Here is a 12,778-nt window from a genome sequence, read left to right as displayed (position 1 = left end):
TTTATGTAGTCTATAAGACATTCTATAAAGAGAAGATGAGAGGCTAATGACACACAAAAAAAGAGGTTTTGTTCCATTTTTTTTAAAATTAATAGTGGGGATTATCATTTTTATCGTTATGTTTGTAATTGCGATTGTTTTTGGCGCAGCAGATACAACTGTTGGCGATGTATGGCATGCGATTTTTACAAACATGACTAGTCAACAGATTTCTATTATAAGAGAATTAAGGTTACCTCGAGAGGTGGCAGCAATATTTGTTGGGGCAGCTCTTGCAGTAGCAGGCGCTATTATGCAAGGGATGACAAGAAATCCACTTGCCGATCCAGGTTTACTCGGCTTAACAGCAGGAGCAAATGCAGCTTTAGCACTAACAATGGCTTTTTTACCTAAAGTAAATTATTTTGGAATTATGATCGCTTGTTTTATTGGTGCAGCAGTAGGTTCACTAATCGTTTTTAGTATTGCTACAGCGAAAAAAGGCGGCTTTTCTCCATTACGTATCGTATTAGCGGGGGCAGCTGTTACAGGCTTTTTAACTGCTATTGCTGAAGGAGTGGGGATTTACTTTAAACTATCTCAAAATATTTCAATGTGGACTTCAGGTGGATTAGTTGGTACTTCTTGGGGGCAAGTAAAAACGATAACGCCTTTTATTATAGTCGGTATTCTCGTAGCAATTTTCTTAGCACGCCAATTAACAATACTTAGTTTAAATGAAGAGGTTGCTGTAGGTTTAGGTCAAAACATTCTAAGAATCAAAGCAATCCTATTTGTAGTAACCGTTTTACTGGCTGGCGCGGCAGTTGCTTTAGTCGGAAATATGGCATTTCTAGGTTTGATGGTACCTCACATGGTACGTGGATTCGTTGGAACGGATTACCGATTTATTATACCAATGTCTGCTATTTTTGGTGCCACATTCTTACTTTTGGCGGATACACTTGGGCGAACAATTAATATACCTTATGAAACACCAGTTGCAGCGATTGTTGCAATGATTGGCCTTCCTTTCTTTCTATTTATCGTACATAAAGGAGGCAAAGAATTCTCATGATCCATCCTACTGTCCTTAGAAAACAAAGGCTAATTCTGTTGATACTCTTTATTCTTATTCTTTTAACAATGTTTATTGGAATGGGAATGGGATTTTCAGCAATACCATATAGTAGATTAATTCCAACCTTTTTAGGGGATGGTACATTTAAAGAAGAGTTTGTAATCTTTTCAATTCGATTACCTAGAATGTTGATAACTTTAATGGCGGGAATGGCACTAGCTTTATCTGGTGCAATTTTGCAAGGTGTAACACGAAATGAAATGGCTGAGCCCGGAATACTAGGTTTTAACGCTGGTGCAGGTGTCGCTATCACAGTATTCTTTTTATACTTTCCAATTGAAGCAGGATCGTTTGTCTATTTAATCCCAATCGTTGGTTTTTGTGGGGCTGTTGCTACAGCAATGATTATTTACATATTTTCTTATAAGAAAAATTCAGGTTTACAACCTATCAGATTAGTTTTAGTAGGTATTGGTTTCTCGATGGCTCTTTCAGGCATCATGATTGTATTAATTTCATCTGCAGAACGTGCTAAAGTAGATTTTATTGCAAAATGGTTAGCAGGCAATATATGGGGAACAGATTGGCCGTTTATTTGGGCATTCTTACCTTGGTTAATTGTATTAATTCCTTTTACCTTATATAAGGCAAATATATTGAACCTTCTTAATTTAAATGAGCCTGTTGCAATTGGGGTAGGAGTCTCATTAGAAAAGGAAAGAATTGTTTTAATGTTAGCAGCAGTCGCATTAGCAGCATCTGCTGTTTCTGTAACAGGAGGAATAGCGTTTATCGGATTAATGGCACCACATATTGCCAAAAGCTTAGTTGGACCAAGAAATCAATTATTTATTCCGATTGCAATTTTAATTGGTGGATTATTACTATTAGTTGCCGACACAATCGGAAGAAGCTTAGTCGATCCAGAGGGAATACCAGCAGGGATTATAGTAGCCCTAATCGGTGGACCTTATTTTGTCTATTTAATTCTAAAAAAGGCTTAATCCATAGAAAAAAGACATTGTGAACTACAATGTCTTTTCTTTATTCTTAAACAGTTAATTCTTCATTTAAATATTTAATTTGTCCATCTTTTAAAGATTGAATACGAGCAAGAGATTCAACTCGATAACCACGATCACGCAGAAGCTTTCCACCATCTTGGAATGATTTTTCAATTACAATCCCAAAGCCAACAGTTTCCGCTTTTGCTTGTTCAATGATTGAAAGTAATCCAAGAGCTGCCTGTCCGTTTGCTAAGAAATCGTCGATTACTAATACTTTATCACCTTCGTCTAACCATTTATGAGAAATTGAAATTTCGTTTTCTTCTTTTTTTGTAAATGAATAAACTTTAGCAGTATAAACATCTTGCTGCATTGTAATTGACTTTTTCTTACGAGCAAAAACTAGAGGGACATTTAGAGCAAGTGCTGTCATTAGCCCAGGTCCGATACCTGAAGATTCGATCGTAACTACTTTTGTTATTTTTTCTTCAGAAAATAAACGCGCAAATTCTTTTCCAATTTCCTTCATTAAAACAGGATCCATTTGATGATTTAAGAAAGCATCCACTTTTAATACATCATTTGCTAAAACGATTCCTTCTTGTTCTATTTTTTTAAGTAATAATTCCATAATGATCCCCCTTAATCTAAACAAAAAACTCAAAACATGTACTCCACTGTATAAAATGAGTGAAGTAACACATTTTGAGTCTTTGATTCACAAGAGCTAGACAGATGTGTTACCACTCATAGTCGGTAAATTTACGGTTAACCGGTAGAAACTTGTGAGCCATATCCTCACTATTATACGAGTGAAATTTATAATTTTAATGAAACTATAACATGTTAATAGATTCTGGTCTAGCAATTAATAGGTGTAAATTATTAGCATTATTGTATATTACTTAATATAGTTTACGTATAAACTTAGTGAACTCCTTTACTAATTCTCGGTCATAAACAGTATCACTTTGTTTTTGAATTTTTTTTAAAGAGAATTCAATCGAACCTTTCTTTCTGTAACAACGGTCATTGGTTAATGCATCAAAACTATCAATGATCCTAATTATTTTTGAATTAAAATCAATTTCGTTATGACATAAACCTTCATAGCCAGTCCCATCAATATTTTCGTGATGATAACGTACAGCATTTAAAATATCATCATGATATGAAAAATCTTTTAATAAATCATATCCATAAATTGTATGATTCTTCATTAGATTCCACTCAAAATCAGTAAGAGGTCCTCTTTTTGAAACAATAGAAATTGGTATTTTAAGCTTACCAATATCATGTACATAACCAATAAAATGCAATTGATTGGATTTATGTAAAGAGAGATCTAAATATCTACTGAATTTATAAGACATTTCTCCTACACGCATCCCATGTAAAAAAGTATCATGATCAAGTTTCCTTAACAGATTGACTATCTCATTTGTGGCTAATGTTTGCCTTTCTTTTATCATATAATCACCTTTTTAGTGCTTATTTAAAATGAAATTCATTTAATAAATGGGCAATATGATTTATATCGCGCTGTGAAAGAGTAGAACTAATTACCACAATGGGAACGAGATCTAAATCAATTTGAAAATCAGCAATAATAAAGTCCAAACGTAATTCACTAATCGTTTCAGTGCTAAAATTGGCGCTTCGGGGTTCAACAAATTGGATTGTATCTCCAAATTCTTTTATTAGTTTTACCTTTATATAATGTTGAACGCCATAACCCTCACTACTTAATAGCAGTACTCTTTTTTTTTCTAAAGATAATTTATTGATGATTGCTTGAATATTTAATGTGATTTTAGCAATTACTTCATTATTTACTTCTGGGTATGAAAGAACATTACACCAATTACGAAATACAGTTTTTACTTTATTAAATAACTCCGGATAACGATTTTTAACGTATTCAGAAATGAGACAAGATCGATCGATTCTACTGTTTAAAAAAAGAACTTGGGAAAAGGCTTTAAATTGTTTTTGAAGAGTGAGAATAAAATCATTTTGATCATGTAATTCTATACTAAGATTTTTTTCGAGCATCCTAACGAGCTCGTATAATTCAATATATTGTTTTTCTGATTTTTTATGGTAGCTATTTAATATTTTATCTTGAGGTTCATTATCGCTAGAAAAATAAGGGGATGCAGATATTACTATTGAAAGAGCGTATATTTCATTTAATGGTATTGTTACTTTATAAATTTTTTCAATCTGTATGCATATAGAAGTTGCAACTAAAAAAAACTTCGAATCCTTTATATTGTTAGCAGGATTTAAATCCAATTGTATATCCCGATCGATTCTTTGAAGCATCGTACCAACATAATAAATAAGTCGATAGATCGTAGGTGTAAATATAAGTAAATTGTTTTCATTTGCTGACCTTGTAACTACTTTTTTTATGATAGAAAACGATATGGAATCATAAGGCCATTTATTCGTATGGGAATATAGATCATACAATACGTCACAACATAAGATTCTTTTTTGAAATTCATTACCTACAATTTCAAGAGGTGCCCGCTTTAAACTTAAGTTATAAGACTTCAATAAAGTGTCTACTCGTTCGAGAATTTTATAAACAGTATTGTGATGTGTATATAAAACTTTTCCTAAATCACTAATGTGTTCAATCTCTTTGATTAAAATAAACATGATTACTTGAAGTGATAAAGAGTTTTTAACAAAAAGTGCCCGAACTTGATCAAGCGAGGAATTAATTGGATTATTTATATAAATTCCTTTTCCTTTTATCGTTTCAATATGCCAACCTTCAGGGAAAGTTGCATTGATAAATTGTATATCAGTTCGAATTGTTTTCTCAGTGCAATTTAAATTTTTAGCAAGTTCCTCCGTTTTAAACCATTTTTCTTGACTACATAAAATGTCGATTAAGTGTAATCTTCGTAAACTAGCCTTATCCATCTCATCTCCTACTTTGATCTAGAATAAAATTTTTACTAACAAACTATCTATTTTTGTGACAATAATCACAAAAAGTGTTGTTGAGATAATGTTTTCAAAATTATTTTAAACTTTGATGATGAATAAGGATATGACAACTTTTACCGTTAAAAACGGTAATAAATATTAATTGATCGATAATTTCTTTTTAGATTACGTATGGTATACATTGTTATATGAACTGACTATATTAACTGCTTTTACCTATAGAAACGGTAAAAAATAGCATTTAAAACGCTATTAAGCAATACTATAATTTACTTTGAAAAGGTGTTCGTTCACTGTTTTTCGGATCTGATCAGAAATGTTGCTCTACAAGTGGAAATGAGGAGGGTGATGATGGGGATTGTTTTACTTTTTTTTATCCTAGGAAAACTTTTACTAGTTCAGTCTATGTTACCTAGTCGGATTACATTGTTAGGATTATTATTTAGTCTATTTATTATCGCTTTGCTATATTTACTTCCAACCTTTTTAGAATTCAATAAAAGACAACGATTAATAGGTTATAGTTTTACTTCAATAGTGGTTGGAACTATTTTTTTTACCTGTACTATTTATGAAAGATATGCTGTTTTTGTATTTTCTACTCTCGAACAAACAGAAGAAATCTCCAATACTATATTCTCTTTTTTTATGATAAAGGACTTACTTTTCATTATTGATATTCTATTATTACTATACCTCCTACTAATCAAAATACCCAAAATAAAGCCAGCGCAATTAATTTTTGGAAAAGAAAACAGCAGAAATAAGAAAGAAATTAAGAAGCTATATTCATATGAACCTCTTAATAACATTAAATTTAATGAAGATTAAAGATAAAAGATTTTAACTGATGAAAAACCTTACTTTAGATGTGAGGTTTTTTTGTACGCAATCAGGTCATCGTTTTACTAAGGAGTAATAAATTGGGCAATTGAATCGGTAACAATGCCCAAGTCTTCAACATATTTTATTGTTGAGAGTCTGCGTTTTAGTAGATTCAAATTGAGGAATCGTATTGATTTTATTTAAATACGGTATGTTTTTATTCGCTTTCAAATTTCATGTCGGAGGTTATAAAAATGTATGATTTTCAAAGAGAACTTCAACAATTAAACGTTGATCAATTTCAAGCTAGTCAAGCAGTTCCATGGGATTATAATCAGTATCAAAATTACGATGCTAGAGTTTGTTTTGCTTGTTTCTTCCCTATTTTTACTTGTTTTGGATGTGGAGGCTGTTTCCGTTGCGGAGGATGCGGAGGCTGTTTCCGTTGCGGAGGATGCGGTCGCTGTCACCGTTAATTGTACTGTTTCATAAAAACTATTTGTCCATCTAGACAAACATGGCCCCTACTAATCTTTGTAGGGGCCATCTAGTTAGGTTATGACATAAGGAATACAGAATATACATAGGATTATGAAGAAAGTATTTATGAATTTCAATGTACAACTCACTGGATCGAAGGGGTTGAAAAAGATGTCAAAATTGGATCCATCAGCACGTCTAAAGGTTAATCGAGATACTTTTTTTGTACCTGATTTGAATGGAGGTGTTTATTTTAGGAATAACTTAAGTTCTTTTCGGATGGAAGGTGCATCTATTTACCAGTGGATTGAAAAGTTACTTCCTATGTTTAATGGTGAACACTCATTAGAAATTTTAACAAATGGCTTGCCTGACCAATATCGAGAAAGAGTATATGAAATTGGTGAGATTTTATATAACAATGGATTTGCACGGGATGTAAGTAAGGATCACCCACATCAATTATCGAAAGATATTTTAGAGAAGTATGCAAGTCAAATTGAGTTTTTAAATTGTTTTGGGGATTCTGGTTCTTATCGTTTTCAAACTTATCGCCAATCCAAAATATTGGCAATTGGTTCTGGATCAATTGTCACTTCGTTAGTTTCAGCATTATTAGAGTCGGGGTTAGCAAAATTCCATCTTTTAATAACGAATACGGAAAATACAGATGAAAAACGAATAAAAGAAATTGTAGACAACGCTCGGATAACTGATCGTGAAGTCGAAGTTGAATTTATTAAGAGAAAGAAGCTTTCTTTACAAGAAATTGTATCTACTTTTGATTCGATTTTATACGTATCAGAAGATGATCGTGTTTATGAACTGAAATTGCTAAATGAGATTTGTAAAAGAGAGAAAAAAAGGTTTATCCCAGCCATTTCTTCTTCAAAGATTTGTATGGCTGGACCTCTAGTGACTCCAAATTCTGATGTTTGCTTCGAGTCGGCATGGAGAAGTGTGCATCAAAACATACTTTGCGAAGAAGAAACGAACCAGCCATTGTCTTCAATGGCATCAGCAATGTTGGCAAATATAATGGTGTTTGAGTTATTTAAGGATATTACAAAGTCACGCGAAACAGAAAAGAATAATCAAGTTTATATTATTAACCAAGAGACGCTGGAAGGCAGTTGGCACTCATTTTCTCCTCACCCGCTAGTGGACGGGAAAGCGAAAGCTAAGATTGTTCGGAATTTTGCTGAATTGTTAGAGCAAACCAAACCTATAGGTGATCAAAGTAAGTTATTAACTTACTTAGGTCAGTTCAATTCACAAGAAACTGGATTATTTCATGTTTGGGATGAAGGTGAATTAAATCAACTTCCTTTAGCGCAGTGTCGGATACAAGTTGTAGATCCTCTTACAGAAGGACCAGTAAAACTACTAACGAGTACGATTTGTACTGAACTAACGCATGAAGAAGCACGAAAAGAGGCAGGACTTACTGGGGTTGAAATGTATGTATCTCAAATAGCTAATCAACTTATTATGAATTCTGAGTCAGATGTCATAGAGTGTATTGAACCTGGGGAATACATCGCAATAGCTACTGGTCAAACTTTGTCAGAAAGTATTTGTAGAGCTCTGCAAAAATATTTATCAAATGAGCTGGATAAACAAACGGGTGTTCAGAAACATCATATTCAGGAATTAAAAACGATAAAAATAGAAGATGATTGTGCAAAATTTTATTTGCAAACAATAAATACAATACAAGAATCTCCAAAAATAGCATTAGGAAAAGAGATTTGTGGATTTCCAGTAGTCTGGATTGGAACACAAAAAGGCTGGTATAGAAGTGTTGGTTTAAATCTAACAATGGCCCTACAAGAGGCACTAAAACAAGTACTTAAGGAATCACAAAATAAAACCCCACTACTTGCATCAAAAGCGATCCAAAGTTCATCAGTTTTAGTGGAAGAACAGCAAGTATCAGAAATGATGTTCCTAGAATTTAATCGTACTAAACATACTCAATTAGTAGGATCAGCTATAGATAGTTTAAAACAGAATAATAAGGAATTAGTAATATTGGAGTTTATGCTTGAATCGATTAATGTAGATGAACTTGCGGGAGTTTATGGTGTCTTGTTAAGAGAGGTGAGCTCGATTTGAATTCAACGGTTGCCATATTTGGAGAAGGATTATTAAGTAAGTACACATCTGAAATCCTGATAAATAAATATAAAATAGTTCAACAAAAAGATCTAGCGTCGAAAGTTTCTGAGGATACTAGTTTACTACTTGTTTTAGATGACGCATGGAACCCTAAAATTTATGAAAAAGTAGATGAAGTCTTCAAATTAGGAACAGTTCCATGGTTACGCGCTTGTGTTTCATTTGGGGAAGGGGTAATCGGACCTTTAGTCTATCCAGGACAAAAAGGATGTATAAAATGTGCCGATTTTAGACGTTTAATGGCTGGTAGAGAGCGTAGAGAAATGCTAGAAATAGATCATCAGATAGTAGAATCTGATGGAAGGTCAGATGATGTATGGAGTACAAGAACGGGACTTTTACAGATGGCTTACTTAATTGCTGCTGAAGTAGATAAATTTATGAATGGTAAAGAAACTCGTCTAGAGGAACGGATCTTTTTATTAAATATGAAAACATTCAAAAGCTCTAATCACTTTTTTTTACCGAATCCGTTATGTCCGGTTTGTGGTGAGCTAGAAGATGATTCTGCTGATTTGGCAATTATTTCACTTGAGCCTAGTATGAAAGTTTCTCCAACTAGTTATCGTAGTCGCTCGATGGATGAATTAAAAAAAGTGTTAGTTAATGACTATTTAGGTCAAAAGACCGGTTTTTTAAATGGAAAGGCATATGATCTAACCACGCCATTTGCAGATGTAGTTGTAAATCTACCGTTAATTCAAGGGGATGAAGGAACAGCGGGACGTACGCTTTCGTATGAATCTAGTGAATTAACTGCCATTTTGGAAGGGTTAGAAAGGTATTGCGGTCTCACTCCACGAGGAAAAAAAACGGTCGTACATGATAGTTATAACAACGTAAAAGATTATGCAATGAATCCAGAAAGTGTCGGTACTCATTCGAAAGAACAGTATGCTCTACCTCATTTTCCATTTAAGGCGTTTAATCCTAAACGGAAGATTGATTGGGTATGGGGTTATTCATTTATGAAGGAAGAGCCGATTCTTGTACCAGAGTTGCTTTCTTACTATAGCCTAGGATGTGGACGCGGTTATGTGTATGAAACTTCCAATGGATGTGCATTAGGAGGTAGTTTAGAAGAAGCTATATTTTACGGTATTTTGGAAATTGTTGAACGAGATTCATTCCTAATGACTTGGTATGCTCAGTTACCCCTTCCAAAGCTTGATCCAAAATCGGCTAATGATCAAGAACTCGATTTAATGATTGAACGAATGCGCTTAGTTGGAGGATATGATCTACATTTATTTAATTCGACGATGGAGAATGGAATCCCAAGTATTGTTGCCATTGCAAAAAATCGAAAAGAACATGGATTAAATCTCATTTGTGCTGCAGGCGCACATCTTGATCCAGTTAGGGCGGTTAAAAGCGCAGTACATGAGTTAGCTGGAATGATGTTAACATTGGATAAAAAGTTTGAAGAAAATTATGCCCAAATTATGAATATGCTTTTAGATCATAATCTCGTTAAACAAATGGATGATCATGGGATGTTATATGGCTTACGACAAGCAGAAGATCGTCTGAAGTTTTTATTAGATGATAACCGTCCATTAAAGACTTTTAAGGAAGAATTTAAATGGGAAACAAACCATCTAGATTTGACGAATGATTTAAAAGATATTCTTCAAGTATTTAAGCAATTAAATCTTGATGTGATTGTAGTCGATCAAACTACACCTGAAATCAAAAGGAATGGATTATCTTGTGTAAAAGTTTTAATTCCAGGGATGTTGCCTATGACATTTGGCCATCATCTAAAACGATTAAATGGACTTGATCGAGTGTTAAAAGTACCTGTTAAATTGGGCTATACGAAGAAGCCGCTAAAGCCGGAGCAGCTCAATCCATATCCACACCCGTTCCCATAAGTGGTGCTATAGGAGGTGATTGGAATGAGTTTACAAACATTTCTACACAATCTTCATTTTGATATCGAAAAGGCTAATCAATCAGATTGGGAAGTAGATTGGGAGGATGCCCCACTAACTTATAAGCTTTATAAAGATTTGCCTACAATTCCACTTTCTTCAAACGTGCCACTATCCTTAAAAGAAAACAGGAACGCATCTGAGCCAAATTTAGACGAAATTGGCTATTTTCTATGGTATGTATATGGATTAACCCAAATTGCTCAAACAGCAATTGCTTCTGGATCCAATGATATGGTTAATATGATGTCTTCAAACAGAAGATTCATTCCTTCTGGTGGAGGTTTGTATCCGAATGAGTTGTATTTATATTTGAAGTCCGAACAAGTCTGTTCAGGGATCTATCACTATGATGTTGCTAGACATTGCTTAGTTTTATTAAGAGAAGGAAATTTTGATTCTTATGTCTCAAGAGCTTTAGGAGATAGATGTGATCTTCCAAAGTGTTTTTGTACTATTTTTATTTCAACAATGTTTTGGAAAAATTTCTTTAAATATAATAATTTTTCTTATCGTCTTCAAGGGCTAGATTGCGGTGTGCTAATTGGACAGATTTTAGAGGCGGCTAAACGGTTTGGGCTTAAGGCTGGAGTATATTACCAGTTTCTCGATCAAGCAATCAACCATTTAATCGGCATAAACGAACGTGAGGAAAGTGTTTACGGAATCATTCCACTCTCTATTGAAGAAACTAGCTTGATGTCTAAAGATAATGCAAAAAGTAAACATCATTATTCAATCGATCTAAGTAAAGAGTTACAAGCAGTTTCACATAAATATTTAATAAAATCAAAAAAGATTAGAGAGTTTCCGATGCTAATTAAACTCAATAAAGTATCGATGATTGAATCGACTCAATCATTTAGAAAAGTTGACGAAACTGTTGATCCTGTAGATGAACGGCATCGAATTATATTACCTAAAGTAGAACGTCTATCCTATGATTTTGCCACGATATGTAAAGAACGGTTTTCACCTGAGCTTGACTTTGTTTTAAGCTCTATTAGTCAAATAAAACTTGCAACATTACTTAAAGAGGCGACAGCATCCTTCTCCTATATAAATGATTTAGATCGATCCTTTAAAAATAGTAAGAACAGGCCAAAATTATATTTATGTTTGTATAACGTTGAAGGGATTAACAATGGAGCTTATTATTATGATGATTGTACTCATACGCTAGTACAAACGAAATTAGGAGATCATCGTATGCAGCTCCAGTCTGGAATGAATGCCCCTACCGTTAATTTATTCCAAGTGCCAATTTGTATACATGTAGTGGGTAATACGGAACATTTAAAATCAACACATAGTTATAGAGGCTATCGAATTCAACAAATGGAAGCTGGCATAATGGTTCAGCGTTTACTAATAGCCGCATCAGCATTAGGAATGGGAGGGCATCCACTTCTTGGATACAATACAAAATTATGCGATGAGATATACGGATTAGAAAAGATGGGAAAAACGAATTTAATTCAAATCCCAATCGGTCACTATCGGAATCGACCTTGGCTAAAAGGAAACTTGCATAGTTAATAAACCTTAAAAACAAGAATACTATTTGGTATTCTTGTTTTTTTTTGTTCTATTTTACAACATAGTCATTACGAATTATTGATAAAAGATGAATTCACCAAACCTAATACTGGCGCGGGTTAAATGCACAATCGACATAAATTCGACATACTAAAGTCTCGTAAATTAGATGGAATAGTTCTTTTGAATTAAAATTCTATCGTATAATGAAGTAGGGTATTATTGGAATATAATAAAAAACCTTCAGAGAAGAAGGTTTTTTTATTATCGGGAATATTTAACGTAAAAATCCCCAAAGAAGAATTGGTGTTATTAAAAAAGTATAAAGTAAAAACTGAAGTATAATAATCGGTGCAATTTCTTTAAAATCATCGGCCCAGAATTTAGCAATACTAGCTGTTATAGCTAGTTCTAATAAGGGGCCAAAACAAATTAGCCATTTCATAATTTTATTCTCCTATATATAGATTCTTAAATGTATTAGTCTTTTTAGTAAAATACTTCCAAAATATTCTGTTTTTTGTTTATCGAGTAAATTATATTAACACAATTTTTTAATTGTTATATATACTATTTATTAACATAACATATTATTAAAAAAAATGTCAGATTATAAAACTTTTTGTATAATTAAATCGTCTAATTTTTAGTAAAACAAATTTTATTATTTTTATGGTTAGTTTTTGTTTGATCTTAAACGATGATTATTTAGTAGTTTGATTATAAGATTTCGTGACGATACTAGAGTAAACAGAACGTAATTAATCGCCTATCAAATGCTT

The 12,778-nt window shown here is 33.1% G+C and carries 11 protein-coding genes and 1 riboswitch; of the genes, 7 read left to right on the top strand and 4 right to left on the bottom strand.

Annotated elements, in window-relative coordinates:
* Window positions 1–46 precede the first annotated feature (46 nt).
* Window positions 47–1,057, top strand: a complete 1,011-nt coding sequence (locus tag ACSBO6_RS19370; protein ID WP_498843887.1) for a FecCD family ABC transporter permease — start codon at window positions 47–49, stop codon at window positions 1,055–1,057.
* Window positions 1,054–2,064, top strand: coding sequence for a FecCD family ABC transporter permease (locus ACSBO6_RS19365; protein ID WP_498843886.1), 1,011 nt, complete (start codon window positions 1,054–1,056; stop codon window positions 2,062–2,064). Before ACSBO6_RS19370 ends, ACSBO6_RS19365 begins: the two co-directional genes overlap by 4 nt.
* Window positions 2,065–2,110: 46 nt before the next feature.
* On the opposite strand, the gene ACSBO6_RS19360 is transcribed toward ACSBO6_RS19365, so the two are convergent.
* The 3 genes from ACSBO6_RS19360 to ACSBO6_RS19350 all read right to left on the bottom strand — a co-directional run bounded on the left by ACSBO6_RS19360 (window position 2,111) and on the right by ACSBO6_RS19350 (window position 5,007).
* Complete coding sequence (locus ACSBO6_RS19360; protein ID WP_498843885.1) at window positions 2,111–2,698, bottom strand: xanthine phosphoribosyltransferase; 588 nt, start codon at window positions 2,696–2,698, stop codon at window positions 2,111–2,113.
* Window positions 2,699–2,797: 99 nt separating this feature from the next.
* Window positions 2,798–2,899: riboswitch (purine riboswitch) on the bottom strand.
* A 73-nt stretch (window positions 2,900–2,972) separates the two neighbouring features.
* Window positions 2,973–3,539 carry an HD-GYP domain-containing protein gene (locus tag ACSBO6_RS19355; RefSeq protein WP_498843884.1) on the bottom strand — a complete coding sequence of 189 codons (567 nt, stop codon included), beginning with the start codon at window positions 3,537–3,539 and terminating at the stop codon, window positions 2,973–2,975.
* A gap of 19 nt (window positions 3,540–3,558) precedes the next feature.
* On the bottom strand, window positions 3,559–5,007 hold the full coding sequence (locus ACSBO6_RS19350; protein WP_498843883.1) for a BglG family transcription antiterminator: 1,449 nt from the start codon (window positions 5,005–5,007) through the stop codon (window positions 3,559–3,561).
* Window positions 5,008–5,385: 378 nt separating this feature from the next.
* On the opposite strand from ACSBO6_RS19350, the gene ACSBO6_RS19345 reads away from it, so the two are divergent.
* The 5 genes from ACSBO6_RS19345 to ACSBO6_RS19325 all read left to right on the top strand — a co-directional run bounded on the left by ACSBO6_RS19345 (window position 5,386) and on the right by ACSBO6_RS19325 (window position 11,996).
* Complete coding sequence (locus ACSBO6_RS19345; protein ID WP_498843882.1) at window positions 5,386–5,865, top strand: hypothetical protein; 480 nt, start codon at window positions 5,386–5,388, stop codon at window positions 5,863–5,865.
* Between the two features lie 248 nt (window positions 5,866–6,113).
* On the top strand, window positions 6,114–6,335 hold the full coding sequence (locus ACSBO6_RS19340) for a heterocycloanthracin/sonorensin family bacteriocin (protein ID WP_098846298.1): 222 nt from the start codon (window positions 6,114–6,116) through the stop codon (window positions 6,333–6,335).
* A 175-nt stretch (window positions 6,336–6,510) separates the two neighbouring features.
* A complete protein-coding gene (locus ACSBO6_RS19335) occupies window positions 6,511–8,457 on the top strand; it encodes a putative thiazole-containing bacteriocin maturation protein (RefSeq protein ID WP_498843881.1) in 1,947 nt (648 codons plus the stop codon).
* Complete coding sequence (locus ACSBO6_RS19330) at window positions 8,454–10,397, top strand: TOMM precursor leader peptide-binding protein (protein ID WP_498843880.1); 1,944 nt, start codon at window positions 8,454–8,456, stop codon at window positions 10,395–10,397. Before ACSBO6_RS19335 ends, ACSBO6_RS19330 begins: the two co-directional genes overlap by 4 nt.
* A gap of 24 nt (window positions 10,398–10,421) precedes the next feature.
* The gene (locus tag ACSBO6_RS19325; protein WP_498843879.1) at window positions 10,422–11,996 is read left to right on the top strand and encodes a SagB family peptide dehydrogenase; all 1,575 of its coding nucleotides are present in this window, start codon (window positions 10,422–10,424) and stop codon (window positions 11,994–11,996) included.
* 277 nt (window positions 11,997–12,273) lie between these two features.
* Here the strand turns inward: ACSBO6_RS19325 and ACSBO6_RS19320 are convergent, their stop codons facing one another.
* Window positions 12,274–12,441: a hypothetical protein gene (locus ACSBO6_RS19320; protein ID WP_180232933.1), complete on the bottom strand. Its 168-nt coding sequence runs from the start codon at window positions 12,439–12,441 to the stop codon at window positions 12,274–12,276.
* Window positions 12,442–12,778 lie beyond the last annotated feature (337 nt).

The sequence above is a fragment of the Bacillus sp. AL-1R genome (genome assembly GCF_052180195.1).
Lineage (GTDB): Bacteria > Bacillota > Bacilli > Bacillales > Bacillaceae_G > Gottfriedia.
Note: the sequence above shows the minus strand (reverse complement) of the source record. Positions and strands in the feature narration are given on the sequence as shown.

Coding starts and splice junctions, on each gene's coding strand:
- ACSBO6_RS19370 (WP_498843887.1), top strand. CDS start 47: ATGACACACAAAAAAAGAGGTTTTGTTCCATTTTTTTTAAAATTAATA.
- ACSBO6_RS19365 (WP_498843886.1), top strand. CDS start 1,054: ATGATCCATCCTACTGTCCTTAGAAAACAAAGGCTAATTCTGTTGATA.
- ACSBO6_RS19360 (WP_498843885.1), bottom strand. CDS start 2,698: ATGGAATTATTACTTAAAAAAATAGAACAAGAAGGAATCGTTTTAGCA.
- ACSBO6_RS19355 (WP_498843884.1), bottom strand. CDS start 3,539: ATGATAAAAGAAAGGCAAACATTAGCCACAAATGAGATAGTCAATCTG.
- ACSBO6_RS19350 (WP_498843883.1), bottom strand. CDS start 5,007: ATGGATAAGGCTAGTTTACGAAGATTACACTTAATCGACATTTTATGT.
- ACSBO6_RS19345 (WP_498843882.1), top strand. CDS start 5,386: ATGGGGATTGTTTTACTTTTTTTTATCCTAGGAAAACTTTTACTAGTT.
- ACSBO6_RS19340 (WP_098846298.1), top strand. CDS start 6,114: ATGTATGATTTTCAAAGAGAACTTCAACAATTAAACGTTGATCAATTT.
- ACSBO6_RS19335 (WP_498843881.1), top strand. CDS start 6,511: ATGTCAAAATTGGATCCATCAGCACGTCTAAAGGTTAATCGAGATACT.
- ACSBO6_RS19325 (WP_498843879.1), top strand. CDS start 10,422: ATGAGTTTACAAACATTTCTACACAATCTTCATTTTGATATCGAAAAG.
- ACSBO6_RS19320 (WP_180232933.1), bottom strand. CDS start 12,441: ATGAAATGGCTAATTTGTTTTGGCCCCTTATTAGAACTAGCTATAACA.